Here is a 16416-nt window from a genome sequence, read left to right as displayed (position 1 = left end):
TCCGTCCGGTTACTCCTCGAACTTCATGTTGGTCTGCCTGGCGACGTCGCCGAAGGCCTTCTGCTCGGCCTTGATCAGGCTGGCGAAGGCGTCGGCGCTCTCGGTTCGCACGATGCTCGCCGCCGCCTTGACCCGCTCGACGGTCTTCGGGTCGCTCATCGCCTTGTTGGCGGCCTGGTTGAGCTTCTCGACCAGATCGCGCGGCATGCCGCCTGGCCCGAGCAGGCCGAACCAGAGCGGCGGCGCCGAGAACTCGGCTAGGCCGGCCTCTTTCATGGTCGGGATATCCGGCAGGCCCGGCCAGCGCTGCGGATTGGTCGTCGCGAGGATGCGGACCTTGCCGGCCTGCGCGACCTCGATGAACTCGCCGCCGATCATCATCTGGACATGGCCGGCGACGAGATCGTTCACCGAGGGGCCGCTGCCGCGATAGGCGATATGGGTGATCTTCGAGCCGGCGGCGATGTTGAAGAACTCGCCGGCGAAGTGGTTGTAGGTGCCGACGCCGGAGCTGGCATAGTTGAACTCGCCCGGCTTGGCGCGCGCGAGATCGACGAACTCCTTGAGGTTGCTCGCCTTCACACCAGGATGCACGCCGATGAAGCTGTAGCTCTCGACCATCAGCGCGATCGGCGTGAAGTCGCGATCGGCGTCATACGGCAGCTTGGTGGTGATCTTCGGCAGGATGGCCTGCGTACCGGTCGAGGCGAGCAGCAGGGTGTAGCCGTCGGGCGGCGCCTTGGCGACAAGGTCGGAGCCGAGGCTGCCGCTGGCGCCGCCGCGGTTCTCGACGACGAAGGGCTGGCCCATCTGCTCCTGCAGGCCCTGCGCCAGCATGCGCGCCAGCGCGTCGGCCCGCCCACCGGCGGCGAAGGGCACGATGATCTTCACCGGCTTGGTCGGATAGACCTGAGCCCTGGCCACCTGCGGCAGGGCCATGAGGGAGGCGGCGGCGATGAGGCCGAGCGCGCTGCGCCTACTGGGTTTCATCATCGTCGTCCTCCCCTTTCCCAATAAACTCAGGCTTCCGTCGCTGCCTCGCGGGCCCGGCGGAAATTCGGCATCAGCAGCAGGGCGATCACCAGCGCGCAGGCGATCAGCAATCCCAGGCTGATCGGTCGCGACAGGAAGATCGCCGGGTCGCCGCGCGAGAGCAGCATGGCGCGGCGCAGGTTCTCCTCCATCATCGGCCCCAGGATGAAGGCGAGCACGAGGGGCGCCAGCGGGCATTCGAGCTTGGCCAGCACCACGCCGAGCAGACCGAACAGCGCGACGAGGCCGACCTCGAAGGCGCTGTTGTTCACCGTGTAGATGCCGATGCAGCAGAACAGCAGGATCGCCGGGAACAGCATGCGGTAGGGTGCGGCGAGCAGCTTCACCCACAGCCCGATCAGCGGAAGGTTGATGACGAGCAGCATCAGGTTGCCGAACCACATGCTGGCGATCAGCCCCCAGAACAGCTGCGGCTGGGTCGAAGCGAGATTAGGGCTCGGCGCGATGCCATGGATCAGCATGGCGCCGGCCATCATCGCCATCACCGAATTGCCGGGGATGCCGAGCGCCAGCATCGGGATGAAGGAGGATTGCGCGCCGGCATTGTTGGCCGCTTCCGGCCCGGCGACGCCCTCGATCGCGCCCTCGCCGAAGCGCTCCGGCGTATCCGAGATCCGCTTCTCCACGGCATAGGAGGCGAAGGAGCCAAGCATGGCGCCACCGCCGGGCAGGATGCCGAGCAGCGCGCCAATCCCGGTGCCGCGCAAGGTCGCCGGCCAGGCCGCCCGGAAATCCTCCTTGGTCAGCCAGAGCCGCGACAGCCTGGTGCGCTCGCCCTGGTCCTCCGGTCCGCCGGAGAGGTTGAGCATGATCTCGGCGATGCCGAACAGACCCATCGAGACAACGACGACGCCGATGCCGTCGCGCAATTCCGGCCGGTCGAAGGTGAAGCGGTCGAAGCCGGTGTTGACGTCGGCGCCGATCAAACCGAGCAGCAGGCCGAGGAAGATCGCACCGACCGCGCGCAAGGGCGAGCCCTGCGCGAAGACGACGGCGGCGACGAGGCCGAGCGCCATCAGCGAGAAATATTCGGCCGGGCCGAATTTCTGCGCGAGCTCGGTCAGCGCCGGGCTGGCGACCGCGATCAGCAATGTGACGACCGTGCCGGCGAAGAAGGAGGCGAGCGCCGCGGTCGCGAGCGCAGTGCCGGCGCGGCCCTTGCGCGCCATGGCATAGCCGTCGAGGCAGGTGACGACGGAGGAGGATTCGCCCGGCAGGCGCATCAGCACGGCGGTGGTCGAGCCGCCATATTGCGCGCCGTAATAGATGCCGGCGAGCATGATCAACGCTTCGGTCGGCTGCAGGTAATAGGTCAGCGGCAGCAGCATCGCCATGGTCGCGATCGGGCCGATGCCGGGCAGGACGCCGATCAGCGTGCCGATCAGCGCGCCGAGGAAGCAGTACCAGAGATTGCTCAGCGAAGCTGCGACGCCGAAGCCGAGCGCCAGCGATTGGACGATCTCGCTCATTGCGGCCAGACCGGCATCGAGATCTTCAGGAGATAGCCGAACAGGATGGTGCAGAAGGCCGCGAGCCCGAGCGCGACGAAGGGCAATTCCTTCCAGCGGATCTCCTGCGCCGCGCAGGTGCCGATCGCCACGCTGAGAAGGCTCGCGACGAAGAGGCCGAGCCGGTCGATCGTCGCGGCGAAGACGATCACGGCGAGCGAGATCAGGAGGATCGGCCGCCAGCCGATGACGGGAAGCGCCCAGCCGCCGGCGAGGATGCCGCGGAGGACGAGTACGAGCCCGAGCAGGACGAGGCCGCCGGCGACGATGCGCGGCAGGAAGCCAGGCCCCATGCGCAGGCTGGTGCCGAAGACATAGTCGCGGCCGATAAAGAGCGCGGCCGCCCCGATCGCGGCGAAGAGCAGGCCGAGGAGCACATCGTTCGCGCCCGATGCCGGCGCTGGCTCGGGCGGCGCCACGGCGGCTCGCGCGTCGCTGTCGTTCAGCGGGCTCATCGCTTCTCCCCGGCGCGACGGGCGCCTTCGGATCGGAGCCGGGCGCCGCGTTTTTAATTTGTATATGAATTTCTGTCTTATATGCAAAACATTGTCAATCTGCAGCACCTGCGCGCCGACGTTTGGGAGCTTGGTGGACTCAGCCCAGATTCAGGCTGCAAGCGGCGCCGAAAGCCGCCAGCGTGGCCAGGCTGGTGAGCAGCGCCAGCGGCAATCGCATCAGGCTGCGTTTCGTCCAATCGCGGGCCGCGGCTTCATCGACCGTTTCCGCCTTCTCGAAGGCAATCGCTTTCGGGATCATGTCGAAGGCCGACCAGAGCCGCAGCGCCGCATGCGCGGCAAGTGCCATGAGCAGGGCTTGGCGGACCCCTGCATTGCTCCAACCCAGGTAGAGCGTGACGAGCAGGGCGAGTTCGAAGGCGGTGTGAGCCGGGATCCAGAACCAGGCGCGGCTGATCCCTCCCTTCCTTGGCTGGATGATCTCGGGCTTGCGCGGCCAGGCCCGGTCGACAACGCTATGCTCGAAGATTCCACCACCCAGCCCGATATTGGCCAGGAGAGCCGTCAACGCCGTAGACAGGACGATCGCATCCATGATTTTACCTCACTTACTAATTATCTTAGTAACTAAGATATGAGACAGATGGCACCTTCAAGTCAAGACGAGGCGATCGCGCGCCTGACGACGGTCCTGCGCCGCATGGGCGCGGCAAGCGCCCTGCACAGCCAGGCAGTCGCCAAACGAGCCGGGCTCGCCTCGGTCGATCTCGAATGTCTCGACATGATCCTGCTCGCCGGTCCCGTGACGGCCGGGCAGATTATGGAGCACACGAAGCTGACCAGCGGCGCCGTGACCGGCCTGATCGATCGCCTCGCCAGGAAGGGTTATGTCGAACGGGCAGCGGACCCGCAGGATCGTCGCAAGGTCATCGTCCGGATCGTGCCGGAGGCAATCAGGCCACTTCAGGAGCTTTTCGCGCCAATGGGCGAGCGTTCGGCTGCGCTGATGCGGCAATACAGCGCCGAGGAGCTCGAGCTGATCGCAGGCTTCGTCGAGAAAGGCACCGCGCTCGCGCTGGAGCGCGCCAGCGAGTTGGAAGGCGGCTAGCCGGGCGTTTCCGAGCCGCCCCGCTATGCGCGCTACATCCGGACAACCGGGAACAGGGCCCGCAACCGCCCGTCGCGGAGCCACAGTCCGCCCCACATGAACAGGCCGAGATAGAGGCTGAAGAGCACATGGCTGAAGAGCGGGCTTCCGACCCGGATCTGCGTCGCCATCGCGCCACCCAGCAGCCCCATCATCAGGATCGCCCCCAGCAGCGCCGTGCGCGGGACGAGATAGAGCACAAGGCAGGCCAGCTCGATCAGGCCGATCATGAAGGCATAGCCGGCCGGCCAGCCGAGCTGCGCCATCGTTTCTTCGGCGACCGGCAGGCGCAGCAGCTTGGGCGAGATCGACGCGCCCAGCATGAAGAGGGCGAAAAGCCCGGTCAGGACGCGGCCCGTCCAAAGCATGGCAGTCGTGTTCATCAAACGCTCCCTCGATATCAGGGCCAGCAAAGCTCACCGGGCGCCATTGCATGACAGGAATGATCCTGCGGCCCGCCCCTCTCCGAGCGCGAGACTCTTACTGACGCGTGATGGAAGCGGTCGTGCGAGGCTCGATCGCGTCGCCACCCCGCCGTGGCTGCTGGCCGAACCGAACGGCCCGCCAAGAACCGCGACGCGAGCGCATCTGAACCGAGGAGAACCCGATGGCTCTGACCGACTTCAAGACGATCGACGACTACCTGGCCAGCCTCAGCGACGAGAACAAGGCCGGCGTGCGAGCCATATGCGACGCGATCAAACGAGCTGTTCCAGAGGTGGAAGGCGTGATCAGCTACCAGATCCCGGCCTTTCGCCATAATGGCGGCTGGATCTTCTATGTCTCGGCCCACAAGGACCACTACTCGCTCTCCTGCCCGCCGCCGATCCCGTCCTTCGAGACGTTCAAGGACGAGCTCGCGCGCTACGCCAAGACGAAATCGGCCCTGAAGCTGCCGAAGAAGGAGGAGCTGCCGCTCGCGCTCATCGAGAAAATGGCGACGCTCCACGCGCGCTATAACCTCGAACAGGCCGGGAAGAAGCGCGGGAAGGCGTGACGGCTCGTTGATCGCCAACCGCGCTGCAATGCGCGAGGGACCTCGGCGACGACAGTCTCCTTGCCTCTTGCTCTGCCGGAGTCATTCGACGTTGCCTCGAACGTGCATGTTATGTTCCCGTTCGTGAGCACAGGTCGAATCACGCATGAACGCGCACGTTTATCTCGACAGTCTCAACCCGGCGCAGCGGCGGGCGGTATCGCATGGCGGCGATGCGGCCCCCGCCCCGCCGGTGCTGATCATCGCCGGCGCCGGCTCGGGCAAGACCAACACGCTGGCGCATCGCGTCGCCCACCTCCTCGTCTGCGGCGCCGATCCGCGGCGCATCCTGCTGATGACCTTCTCGCGCCGGGCCGCCTCCGAGATGATCCGCCGCGTCGAGCGCATCGCCCGCAAGGTGATGGGCGATGGCGCCGGGGTCGTCGTCGATGCGCTGAAATGGGCCGGCACTTTCCACGGCGTCGGCGCCCGGCTGCTACGCGACCTCGCCGAGCAGATCGGGCTCGATCCCGCCTTCACCATCCATGATCGCGAGGATGCCGCCGACCTGATGAATCTGGTCCGGCACGAGCTCGGCTTCTCGAAGACCGAGGCGCGCTTTCCGACCAAGGGCACCTGCCTCTCGATCTATTCGCGTTGCGTCAACGCCGAGCAGCCGATCGAGGATGTCCTGCGCCTATCCTATCCCTGGTGCATCGCCTGGGCCGAGGAGCTGAAGCAGCTCTTTGCGGCCTACGTCGAAGCCAAGCAGCAGCAGAACGTCCTCGATTACGACGATCTGCTGCTCTACTGGGCGCAGGCAATGACCGATGCCGATCTCGCCGCCGATGTCGGGGCGCGCTTCGACCATGTCATGGTCGACGAATACCAGGACACCAACCGGCTGCAATCGTCGATCCTGCTGGCGCTGAAGCCCGATGGCCGTGGGCTGACCGTGGTCGGCGACGATGCGCAGTCGATCTATTCCTTCCGTGCCGCGACCGTCCGCAACATCCTCGACTTCCCGCTCGCCTTCTCTCCGCCGGCCGAAGTGATCACGCTCGACCAGAACTATCGCTCGACGCAGGCCATCCTCGGCGCCGCCAACGCGGTGATCGACCTTGCGGCCGAGCGCTTCACCAAGAACCTGTGGACCGACCGTGCCGCCGGTGCCACGCCCGAGCTGGTCAATGTCCGCGACGAGGCCGACCAGGCCCGCTTCATCGCCGAAAAGGTGCTGGAGAACCGCGAGGCCGGCGCGGCGCTGAAACAGCAGGCCGTGCTCTTCCGCGCCTCCCACCATAGCGGTCCACTCGAAATCGAGCTGACGCGCCGGAACATCCCGTTCGTGAAGTTCGGCGGGCTGAAATTCCTCGACGCCGCCCACGTCAAGGACCTGCTCGCGCTGCTGCGCTTCGTCGAGAACCCGCGCGACCGGGTCTCGGCCTTCCGCGTCATGCAGCTCATGCCCGGCGTCGGGCCGACCTCGGCCCAGCGCGTCATCGAGCATCTGGCGCAGGCGCCGGACGGGGCGGAAGCCCTGCGCGATGCGCCCGCTCCGGCCCGCGCCGGAGACGACTGGGCCGCCTTCGTCGAGGCGATCGAGGCGCTGCGCTCAGGCAGATCGGGCTGGCCGGCCGAGATCGAGCGGGCAAGGCTCTGGTATGAACCGCATCTGGAGCGCATCCATGAGGATGCGACGACGCGCCAGGCCGACCTCCTCCAGCTCGAGCAGATCGCCGGCGGCTATCCCTCGCGCGAGCGCTTCCTGACCGAATTGACGCTCGACCCGCCCGACGCCACCAGCGACCAGGCCGGCGTGCCGCATCTCGACGAGGATTATCTGATCCTCTCGACCATCCATTCGGCCAAGGGGCAGGAATGGAAATCGGTCTTCGTGATGAACGTCGTCGACGGCTGCATCCCGATCGATCTCGGCGCCGGCGCCAAGGACGAGATCGAGGAGGAGCGCCGGCTGCTCTATGTCGCGATGACACGCGCCAAGGACGACCTGCATCTGATGGTGCCGCAGCGCTTCTTCACGCATGGCCAGTCATCGACCGGCGACCGGCACGTCTATGCGGCGCGCACGCGCTTCATCCCGAACAACCTCCTGAAGCATTTCCAGCGGCGCGCCTGGCCGCTGGCGGCGCCGGCCGACGCACGCCCGGCCTCCTCCGGCCCGAAGATCGACGTGCGCGCCAAGATGCGCGGCATGTGGCGCTAGATCATCGCGCGTCCGACCGGACGCGGTCACGATGATCTATCACATTGTTATCGCATCGGATTGTTCCGAAAAGTGGATTCCACTTTTCGGTCCGATGCTATAGGCGCCGGCTCAGGCCGCTTCGCGGATGAAGCGGCTGAGGAAGAGGCGGGTGCGCGGATGGCTCGGGTTTGCGAGCACCTCCTCCGGCCTCCCCTGCTCGACGACGAGGCCGCCATCCATGAAGACGACGCGGTCGGCCGCCTCGCGGGCAAAGCCGATCTCATGCGTGACGACGATCATGGTCAGGCCTTGGCCGGCGAGATCGCGCATCGTCGAAAGCACCTCGCCGACGAGCTCAGGATCGAGCGCCGAGGTCGGCTCGTCGAACAGCATCAGCTTCGGCCGGATCGCCAGCGCCCGGGCGATGGCCACGCGCTGCTGCTGGCCGCCGGAGAGCTGGCGCGGATAGGCGTTTGCCTTCTCGGTCAGCCCGATGCGGGCGAGCAGCTCCATGGCATAGTCGGTCGCCTCCTTGCGGGAGTGACCATGGACGCCGACCGGCGCCTCGATGATGTTCTCCAGCGCCGTCATGTGCGGGTAGAGATTGAACTGCTGGAAGACCATGCCGATCTGGCGGCGCTGCGCCGCGATCGCCCGAGGCGACAGTCTGACCAGCCGCTCGCCATTGAGCCGGTAGCCGATCTGCTCGCCGGCGACCATGATCGAGCCGCGATCGATCGCTTCGAGATGGTTGATGCAGCGCAGGAAAGTCGACTTGCCCGAGCCCGACGGGCCGAGCACGACGACGACCTCGCCCGGCATGACGTCGAGATCGATGCCCTTCAGCACTTCGTTATGGCCGAAGGATTTGTGGACATTGCGGGCGCTGACCAGCGGCGCCCCCTCGCTCGCGATCCGGCTCATGGCGTCGCCTCCGCGATGACCGGCGCTGCCTGCGTCGCGCCGCGCTCGCCGCGGGCATAGTAGCGCTCGATGAAGCCCTGGCCGATGTTCAGGACGGTGGTGATGACGAGATACCAGATCACCGCGACCATCAGCATCGGGACGACCTCGAAGGTGCGGTTGTAGACCGCCTGCACCGAATAGAGCAGATCGGCCATGGCGATGACGCTGACCAGCGAGGTCGCCTTGATCATGCTGATCAGCTGGTTGCCGGTCGGCGGCACGATCGAGCGCATCGCCTGCGGGATGATGACCCGGCGCAGCGCCCTCGCGCGCGTCATGCCGAAGGCGTCGCTCGCCTCGGTCTGGCCCTTGTCGACCGAGAGCAGGCCGCCGCGGATAATCTCGGCCATATAGGCGGCCTCGTTGAGCGAGAGGCCGGCGATCGCCGCCGTCATCGGCGTAATCAGGTCGTTGGTGTGCCAGCTGATCAGCGTCGGCCCGAACGGGATCGATATCGAGATCTCAGGGAACAGCGTCGAGAGATTATACCAGAAGATCAGCTGGACCAGCAGCGGCGTGCCGCGGAAGAACCAGATGAAGAGCCCGGCGAGACCGCTGAACAGCCGGTCATCGGAGAGCCGCGCGATCGCGAGCAGGAGGCCGATGACGACACCGATCACCATCGCCACCACGGTGAGCCCGAGTGTGACGTAAAGGCCCTTCAGGATCGACTCGGCCGTGAACCATTGCGCCACGACCGGCCAGCCGAAATTCGGGTTCCAGGCGACGATCCAGGCGAAATTGGCGGCGACTGCGAGCACGAAGGCCCAGAGCAGCCAGCGCCCCCATTCGGCCGGGCGGTGGGCGTTGGCGACGTCGCGCAGCGCCGCCTGCCGGTCGTTCATCGGCTCAGCCGCGCTGCTCATGGCCCGCTCGCTCAGTTCTTCGAGAGGTTGATGCCGGCCTCGCCGATCATGTTGTTCTCGATGCCCCATTTCTTGAAGATCGCCTCATAGGTGCCGTTCGCCTTGAGCACCTTGATCGCCGAGACCAGCACCTCGCCGAGCGGCGAACCCTTCGGCACCACCGCGCCCTGGAAGAGGTCCTGGAAGCCGTTGGCCTTGCCGACCGCGGCGAGTTCGAGATCGCCCTTGGCCTGCTGGACGAAATAGGTCAGCGGCGCCTGCGAGGAGAAGAAGCCGTCCGAGCGCTTGGAGCGGACCGAGAGGATCGAGGTCGGCTGGTCGGTGAAGGACATCACCTCCAGCGTGGGCTTGCCCTCGGCGGCGCATTTCTCGGCCTGCGCCTTGATCACCTTCTCGGCCGAGCCGGCCGACATCACCGCGATCTTCTTGCCGCAGGTGTCGTCGAGGCTGGCGATCGCCTTCGGATTGCCCTTCTGGACCGCGAAAATCACGTATTCGCGGACATAGTCGACGAAGTCGTTGGCCTCCTGGCGCGACTTGAAGTCGCCGATCGGCCCCATGGCGAACTGGAAGCGGCCCGCGGCGATGCCGCTCAGCGCCGCCGCGAGCCCGCTCACCGTCGCATGCTCGATCTTGACGCCGAGCAGCTGGCCGATGGCGTCGGAGAGCTCGGCGCTGGCGCCGGTCATGGTCTTGGCGTCGGTGACGATCTCGTAGGGCGGGAACGAGCCGTTGTTGACCGAGATCATCTTGCCGGCGGTGCGGATCGCCTCCGGCAATTTGGCGCGCAGGGCCTCGTCGACCTTCTGCTCGGGGATCTTGATATTGGCGTCCTGGGCGAAGGCCGGGCTTTGCAGGAGTACCGCAGCCAGCGCGGCAGCTCCGGCGAATTTCACGATCATGGTCATGGCGACGTTCCCCTTGTTATCGTTTGTCTCGGTTGGCCCGCCGCTAAGCGGCGAGCTCTGGACCGGCGAAGCGGCGGTTGACGAGGACTGGCAGCGCGGCGCGCGCCGCGGCGATGCGGGCGGGATCGATCTGCGCATAGATCAGCGCCGGGGCCTCGCCGGCGCGGGCGATGGCGACGCCGAGCGGATCGACCACCATGCTGGCGCCGATATTGCGCGGGCCGCATTCGCCGGTGGCGACGACGTAGCAGGTGTTCTCCAGCGCGCGGGCGGTAACCAGCACATCCCAATGTGCCTCCTTGCCGAGGCCGCGGACCCAGGCCGCCGGCAGCAGCAGCACGTCGGCACCGTCGAGCGCGAGGCGGCGAGCCAGCTCCGGAAAACGCACGTCATAGCAGGTCATCAGCCCGCATTTCAGGCCGGCGATCTCCAGCAGCGGCGGCACTTCGCTGCCAGGCTCGACATTGGTCGATTCCAGCGCCGAGAAGGCGTCGTAGAGATGGAGCTTGCGATAGGCGGCGACGATGGCACCGTCGCGGACCGCGACATGGACGTTGAAGACGCGGCCCTTGCCGTTCGGCACATGGATGCAGAACAGGGTGGTCAGCGCCGAGCCCGTGCTCGCCTCCAGCACGCCCTGCATGAACGGGCCGTCGAGCGGCTGCGCCGTCTTCAGCACGATGTCGGGGTCGGTGATGTCGCGGGCGAGGATGCCCTCCGGCAGCAGCAGCAGGTCGGCGCCCGCGGCCTTGGCCTCACCCATCAGGCGGACGGAGGTGGCGAGGTTTTCCTGCCATTCGCGGCTGACGGCGAATTGTCCGAGCGCGGCTTTCATCAGTTGGCTCCTTCCAGCTCAGGCACGGCCGGGAACAGGGTCTCGGGCGTCAGATCGGTCTCGGCAAGATTCTGGATGCGCAGCTGCTCGATGAACGCGGCGATCATCGCCCGGTTCGCGGCAAGCCCGCTCTCGTTCCAGCTCTCGGGCAGATCATGGCCGCTGCGCACCAGCTCGTCGATCAACCAGGGCGTGGTGTCAGCGTAGCGGCGGCGCTTCTCCAGCCAGATCCGCTGGCTCTCGTCGAGCAGATCGCTCAGCGCCTGCGCCAGCCAGGGCTCGCGGGCGGCGATCTCGGGCTTGAGGCCGATGATGTGCATGCCGGGCACGTAGCCGACCTTGGCGAAGTAATCGCGCTCGGCCGCGCGGACATCCGGGAGCAGCGCCCGGAAGCGCGAGCCCTTCGAGAAGAAGCCCTTCGGCATGAACGGCATCAGCACGGCCGCGATCTCGCCGGCGGCGAGCAGGTCGAGCAAGGGCGGCTGGCCAGGCAGCGCCTCGATCCGGCCCGGACGGGCATAGCGCCCGACACGGTCGGTGATCGGGTGGTCGGCGGCGAGGCGGCTCACCGCCCAGAAAGCGTCGTCGATGGCAAGGCCGCCCTCGGCCATGGCGGCGCGCGTCCAGGTGTTGCCGGAATCCTGCCAGCCGGCGATGCCGATGCGCTTGCCGCGAAGCTCTTCGAAGCTCGTCAGCTTGCTGTCGGCGGCGGCGACAACACAGCGATGCCGGAAGCCGCGCATGATGAAATTCGGGATGCCAACGACGCCGGTCTCGCCGCGGGCGCGGCCGGTGGTGTAGCGGCTGAACGAGATCTCGCTGGCGTCGAAGCGCGGATCGCTGGCGAAGTCGTCCGGCAACGACGCAAGGCGCTCAATCTTCAAGTCGAAACGGTCGGAAGCAAGGTCGCCGAGCAACAGCGGCGTGATGAAGTCCCAGTCGCGCAGGGCCAGCCGGATCACAGGTTTCAAGCCATCGCCTCGCTGCACATAAAAACCTTGGGCGAGGGGCACGATAAATGTTCAATCTGTCTGATCAATCGCTATTACGTTCCTGAACATTCATTTTTTGAGTCGATGAACGACGAACCCGACGCCTCCTGGCTGGCAAGCCGCCTGACGCAGCGCACGGCGCGCGGCCTCGCGCTCGACCTCAGCCAGATGATCCGCTCCGGCCTGCTGCCAGTCGGCACGAAGCTGCCGACGGTTCGCGACCTTGCTTTTCGGCTGGGTGTCAGCCCCGGCACGGTCTCGGAGGCCTGGAGCGAATTGAAGCGGCAGAAGATCGTCTCGGGGCGCGGGCGCGGCGGCGCCTGGGTCAGCGGCGACAATGCGACGCCGCGGCCGACACGAATGGCGAGCGTCGCCGATTTCGGGCCGGATGCGCTCGATCTCTCGCTGGCGGTCCCGGACGCAGCACTACTGCCCCCGCTGCGTGAGGCGCTGGCGCAAGCGGCGAGCGCGGAAAACCTCAACAGCTATGAGCGCACGCCGATCCTGCCGGCCCTGCGCGACGCGGTGACGCCCGACTGGCCTTACGAACCGGCTGCCTTCCTCGCCACCAATGGCGGCTACAATGCCGTCTATTCGGTGCTGCACGCGACCGTGCTGCCGGGCTCCTGCGTCGCGATCGAAGACCCGACCGCGATGCGTTTGCTCGACATCATCGAGGATCTCGGCGCCGAGATCCTGCCGGTCGGCCGCGATGCTGAAGGTCCCCTGCCCTCGGAACTCGCTGCCGCGCTGGAGCGGCGCCCCTCCACCTTCATCTTCCAGCCGCGTACCCATTCGGTCACCGGCCAGCATGTCACCCCAAAACGGCTCGCCGAGCTCGGCCAGGTGCTCGCCGACAGCGACACGCTGGTGATCGAGGATGACGGCGTGGGCGACGTTTCGATCCATCCGCCGATCAGCCTGGGTACAACGATGCCGGAACGGGTGGTGCATATCCGGTCCTTCTCGAAATCGCTTGGGCCGGATCTTCGCATCGCGGTGCTGTCGGCGCCGGCCATGGTGATCCGGCAGATCCAGTCCTATCGCAGCTTCTCCTCGGGCTGGACTAGCCGGCTCCTGCAGGCCGCGACCGCCTGGCTACTCACCGATACCCAGACGGGCCGGAAGGTCGCCAAGGCACGTGCGATCTACGCCGAGCGGCGGCAGGCGCTGGTCACCAGCCTCGCTGAACGAGGCCTCGCCATGCCGGAGAGCGACGGCCTGTGCATCTGGGTGCCCGTCGCGTCCGAGCAGTTCGCGCTGGTGACGCTGGCGGCCCATGGCATCGCGGTGCTGCCCGGCAGCAAGTGCGCGGCGAGGCCAACCGAGCATGTCCGCGTCGCGACCGCGATCCTGGCGGAAGGTTATGAACGCGTCGCCGAGGCGCTGATCAAGGCGGCGCAACTGGGCGATGCCCGACCATAGCCGTCTTTCCGGGGCATGCCGCAGGCATGAGCCCGGAATCCATGAGCACGGCGCGGGAAATGTTCCTCCGTCATTGCGAGCGTAGCGAAGCAATCCAGGGCGGCAGCGCTCTACGCCTTCCTGGATTGCTTCGTCGCTTCGCTCCTCGCAATGACGATGAGGGTCATGTTCATAGGTTCCGGGCTCGCCGCTTCGCGGCGCCCCGGAATGACGGGGTGGTTCCGCCCCTCTAACGCTGACGCGGCGCCCGTGTATGCGCCGGCAACTCCTCGTCCTCGAACAGGTCCGGGTGCTCGGCGGCGATGCGCGGCAGCGCGTTGAGGATCTCGCGCAGATGGATGCGCATCGCGGTTGCGGCCGTGTCGGCATCGCCGGTCTCGATCGCATCGACGATGGCATTGTGCTGAGTGATCAGCAGCGGGATCGGCGAGGTGCCGGGCAGCGAGAGATAGCGCACCCGGTCGGTCTGGGCGCGGGCGCTCTCGACCACCTTGCCGGCATAGTCGCAATCGACGATCTCGGCGATCGCCTGGTGAAAGGCCTCGTCCAGCACGGTGAAGCCGGAATAATCGCTGCGCCCCGCGGCAGCGGCCTGCTCGGCGATGAGGCGGCGCAGGCGGGCGACGCCGTCAGGGGTGATCAGCCGGCTTGCAGCCCGCGCCAGGGCGCATTCGACCGCTTCGCGCACGAAGCGGGCATTGGCGACCTCGCGCATCGAGATCTTCATGACGAAGGTGCCGCGGCTCGGCAGGATCTGCACCAGCCCGGCCTCGGAGAGCTTGATGAAGGCCTCGCGCACCGGCTGGCGGCTGACGCCGAAGCGCCCGGCGATCTCCTTTTCCGACAGAGCCTCGCCGGGCCTGAGCTCGCTGGCGATGATCGCCTGGCGCAGGGCCGCTACGAGCTGCGGCGCAATCGGATCGCGAAGCCGGAGCGAGATGTCCATGAGTCAAACTCCTCGGCCAGCCGGTGCGGATTATACCGGTATGGTGGCCTAACGGCAAACGCCACCGATCAGCCCTCGTGTCGCCTCAGCAGATAAGTGTCCATGATCCAGCCATTCTCGGCGCGTGCCGCCTCGCGCCTGCGGACAATCTCATCGGAGATTTCAGCGAGTGGGCCGGAAGCCAGAACCTCCTGCGGCGCTCCGAGATAGGCGCCCCACCAGATGTCGAGCCCGACGGGATCGATCTTCGCGAAAGCCTGCTCGCCATCGAGCATGACCACCGTGCTGCCGTCCTCGTCGCGAAAACCGCCTTCGACGAGCTTGCGGCCGGTGGTGATGGTGACGGGCTCGCCGATCCGGTTCAGCACCAGATTATGCGCTGCGGCCAGTGCCTGGACGGAGGTGATGCCGGGGATGACGTCATAGTCGAAGGCGAGCCCACGGGCGCGCACGGCCTCGATGATGCGCAGCGTGCTGTCGTAGAGCGAGGGGTCGCCCCAGACCAGCAACGCACCGGTCTGGTCCTCGCCCAGTTCCTGGCGGAACAGGCGCTCATAGCTTTCGGCCAGCGCCGCATGCCAGTCGTCGACACTGCCGCGATAATCGTTCCCCGCTTCGGCGCGCTTGGGCACGGTGAGCGGCACAGTGCGCCAGTTGCCGTGCTCGATATAGCGCCGGCAGATTTCCTCGCGCAGCTCGCGCAGGGCCGATTTCTCGGCACCCTTGTCCGGCACGAAGACGACGTCGACTGTGTTGAGCGCCCGCACCGCCTGGATCGTTACGTGCTCGGGATTGCCGGCGCCGATGCCGATGATCCTGATCCTGCGCATGGGCACCTCTGCTGTGTTCGAGGCGCCGCATAGCACGCAGGAGCAGGCGACGGCTAACCCAGCAGATTACGAACCGTGCGCATGAAGACGCGGGCACCTGGCGCGATGATTGCGTCGGGGAAGTCGTAGTCGGGATTGTGCAGCGGCGGGCTGTCCTCGCCGGAGCCGAGCAGGAACATCGCCGATTTCGAGGAGCGGCCGAACAGGCCGAAATCCTCCGAGCCGCGCTGGGGCGGCGTCTCGCCACGCGCGATGCCTTCCTCGTCACAGGCCTGGCGCAGATGCGCCACCGCCTCGGGGTGGTTTTCGCAGTGATGGAAGACGTCGAGATAATCCATCGCCACCGAGAGGCCATCGGTTGAGGCCGCTTCGCGCACCAGCGCCTCCGCCTCGGCGCAGAGCGAGCCCATCAGGGAATCGTTCAGCGTCCGCAGGGTCGCCCAGAGTTCGGCGCGGCCGGGGGTGATGCCGAAGGCCGGCTCGCCCATGCTGGCATGGGTGATGGTGACGAGGCGGTAATTGCCCTCAAGCGCGCCGCCGGGACCAAGCGCGGTCAGCTCGGGCATGAGCCGGGCGAGCGCCTTCATCGGCGAGACCGCATGCTCCGGCGTCGCGGCATGCGAAGTGTGGCCGGTCAACACGATCTTGAGCCCGCGCGAGGCGCAATTGGCCGGCCCCTCCGAAATCCGGACGGAGCCCAACGGCAGGCCGGGCTTGTTGTGCAGCGAGAAGGCGAAGTCCGGCGCGATCTCCGGGAATTTCGGATCGGCGATCACCGCGGCGGCGCCGGCACCGGTCTCCTCCGCCGGCTGGAAGAGGAGGATGGCGCGCCCACGCTGCGGCCGCTGCCGCCCGAGCCCGCGCGCGAGCGCCGCGACCGTGGTCATATGGCCGTCATGGCCGCAGAGATGGCCCTTGCCCGGCATCTGCGACGAATGCGGCACACCTGAGAGGTCCTCGATCGGCAGGGCGTCTAGCTCACAGCGGATCAGCACGGTCGGGCCCGGCTCGGCGCCGTCATAGATCGCCGCGACGCCATGGCCGCCGAGCTCGGTGACGATGCGATCGGGCGCGCTCGGCGTGAGGAAGTCGACGATCGCCTTCGCCGTCTCGCGCTCCTCGCCGGAGATCTCCGGCGCGCGGTGGAGAGCGTGGCGCAGCTCGATCAGCTCGACCATGTCGGAATTGGTGAGAAACATACGTGGCGCTTCCTCGGATGATTTGCTCCGAGCATCACCAGCGCGGCGGCGGGTTCAACCCCTCCTGCCGCCCGGCCCGGGCAGGCGGCCATGCATCACGC

Annotated in this window: 17 protein-coding genes; 4 read left to right on the top strand and 13 right to left on the bottom strand. The window is 66.9% G+C overall.

Going from position 1 to position 16416, the window contains the following annotated elements:
- Positions 1-9: 9 nt before the first annotated feature.
- The 4 genes from AC3WLC_RS19620 to AC3WLC_RS19605 form a co-directional block, all read right to left on the bottom strand.
- Positions 10-993, bottom strand: coding sequence for a Bug family tripartite tricarboxylate transporter substrate binding protein (locus tag AC3WLC_RS19620; protein ID WP_493685592.1), 984 nt, complete (start codon positions 991-993; stop codon positions 10-12).
- A 26-nt stretch (positions 994-1019) separates the two neighbouring features.
- Positions 1020-2522, bottom strand: a complete 1503-nt coding sequence (locus AC3WLC_RS19615) for a tripartite tricarboxylate transporter permease (RefSeq protein WP_493685591.1) — start codon at positions 2520-2522, stop codon at positions 1020-1022.
- Positions 2519-3016 (bottom strand): tripartite tricarboxylate transporter TctB family protein, encoded by a 498-nt coding sequence (locus tag AC3WLC_RS19610; protein ID WP_493685590.1) that lies wholly within the window; start codon positions 3014-3016, stop codon positions 2519-2521. Before AC3WLC_RS19610 ends, AC3WLC_RS19615 begins: the two co-directional genes overlap by 4 nt.
- A 139-nt stretch (positions 3017-3155) precedes the next feature.
- Complete coding sequence (locus AC3WLC_RS19605; RefSeq protein WP_493685589.1) at positions 3156-3611, bottom strand: hypothetical protein; 456 nt, start codon at positions 3609-3611, stop codon at positions 3156-3158.
- A gap of 48 nt (positions 3612-3659) precedes the next feature.
- Here AC3WLC_RS19605 and AC3WLC_RS19600 point away from each other — a divergent pair, with 48 nt between their 5' ends.
- Positions 3660-4124, top strand: a complete 465-nt coding sequence (locus AC3WLC_RS19600; RefSeq protein WP_493685588.1) for a MarR family winged helix-turn-helix transcriptional regulator — start codon at positions 3660-3662, stop codon at positions 4122-4124.
- 32 nt (positions 4125-4156) lie between these two features.
- On the opposite strand, the gene AC3WLC_RS19595 is transcribed toward AC3WLC_RS19600, so the two are convergent.
- Complete coding sequence (locus tag AC3WLC_RS19595) at positions 4157-4546, bottom strand: DoxX family protein (RefSeq protein WP_493685587.1); 390 nt, start codon at positions 4544-4546, stop codon at positions 4157-4159.
- Positions 4547-4770: 224 nt separating this feature from the next.
- Between AC3WLC_RS19595 and AC3WLC_RS19590 the strand changes: the two genes are divergently transcribed.
- Both AC3WLC_RS19590 and AC3WLC_RS19585 read left to right on the top strand, forming a co-directional pair.
- On the top strand, positions 4771-5160 hold the full coding sequence (locus AC3WLC_RS19590; RefSeq protein ID WP_493685586.1) for an iron chaperone: 390 nt from the start codon (positions 4771-4773) through the stop codon (positions 5158-5160).
- A gap of 145 nt (positions 5161-5305) precedes the next feature.
- On the top strand, positions 5306-7366 hold the full coding sequence (locus AC3WLC_RS19585) for an ATP-dependent helicase (RefSeq protein ID WP_493685585.1): 2061 nt from the start codon (positions 5306-5308) through the stop codon (positions 7364-7366).
- Between the two features lie 111 nt (positions 7367-7477).
- Here AC3WLC_RS19585 and AC3WLC_RS19580 read toward each other — a convergent pair whose 3' ends face one another.
- From AC3WLC_RS19580 to AC3WLC_RS19560, 5 genes are read right to left on the bottom strand one after another with little or no spacing between them, the layout of a single operon-like run.
- On the bottom strand, positions 7478-8272 hold the full coding sequence (locus AC3WLC_RS19580) for an amino acid ABC transporter ATP-binding protein (protein WP_493685584.1): 795 nt from the start codon (positions 8270-8272) through the stop codon (positions 7478-7480).
- The gene (locus AC3WLC_RS19575) at positions 8269-9180 is read right to left on the bottom strand and encodes an amino acid ABC transporter permease (protein ID WP_493685583.1); all 912 of its coding nucleotides are present in this window, start codon (positions 9178-9180) and stop codon (positions 8269-8271) included. Before AC3WLC_RS19575 ends, AC3WLC_RS19580 begins: the two co-directional genes overlap by 4 nt.
- Before the next feature lie 11 nt (positions 9181-9191).
- On the bottom strand, positions 9192-10088 hold the full coding sequence (locus AC3WLC_RS19570) for an ABC transporter substrate-binding protein (RefSeq protein ID WP_493685582.1): 897 nt from the start codon (positions 10086-10088) through the stop codon (positions 9192-9194).
- A gap of 43 nt (positions 10089-10131) precedes the next feature.
- Entirely contained in the window at positions 10132-10923 is a 792-nt protein-coding gene (locus AC3WLC_RS19565) for a deaminated glutathione amidase (RefSeq protein ID WP_493685581.1), read from the bottom strand.
- Positions 10923-11885 carry a substrate-binding domain-containing protein gene (locus tag AC3WLC_RS19560; RefSeq protein WP_493686090.1) on the bottom strand — a complete coding sequence of 321 codons (963 nt, stop codon included), beginning with the start codon at positions 11883-11885 and terminating at the stop codon, positions 10923-10925. Before AC3WLC_RS19560 ends, AC3WLC_RS19565 begins: the two co-directional genes overlap by 1 nt.
- A gap of 114 nt (positions 11886-11999) precedes the next feature.
- Between AC3WLC_RS19560 and AC3WLC_RS19555 the strand changes: the two genes are divergently transcribed.
- Entirely contained in the window at positions 12000-13340 is a 1341-nt protein-coding gene (locus tag AC3WLC_RS19555; protein ID WP_493685580.1) for an aminotransferase-like domain-containing protein, read from the top strand.
- A gap of 229 nt (positions 13341-13569) precedes the next feature.
- On the opposite strand, the gene AC3WLC_RS19550 is transcribed toward AC3WLC_RS19555, so the two are convergent.
- From AC3WLC_RS19550 to AC3WLC_RS19540, 3 genes are all read right to left on the bottom strand, one after another.
- Positions 13570-14286 carry a GntR family transcriptional regulator gene (locus tag AC3WLC_RS19550; RefSeq protein ID WP_493685579.1) on the bottom strand — a complete coding sequence of 239 codons (717 nt, stop codon included), beginning with the start codon at positions 14284-14286 and terminating at the stop codon, positions 13570-13572.
- Between the two features lie 68 nt (positions 14287-14354).
- Positions 14355-15116, bottom strand: coding sequence for a precorrin-6A synthase (deacetylating) (cobF, locus tag AC3WLC_RS19545; protein ID WP_493685578.1), 762 nt, complete (start codon positions 15114-15116; stop codon positions 14355-14357).
- Between the two features lie 53 nt (positions 15117-15169).
- On the bottom strand, positions 15170-16315 hold the full coding sequence (locus AC3WLC_RS19540; RefSeq protein WP_493685577.1) for an amidohydrolase: 1146 nt from the start codon (positions 16313-16315) through the stop codon (positions 15170-15172).
- Positions 16316-16416: the final 101 nt, after the last annotated feature.

It is taken from the genome of Allobosea sp. GW821-FHT03A12, from assembly GCF_058986765.1.
The sequence above is the reverse complement of the archived record's forward strand: the minus strand, read 5'-3'. Positions and strand labels throughout refer to the sequence as shown.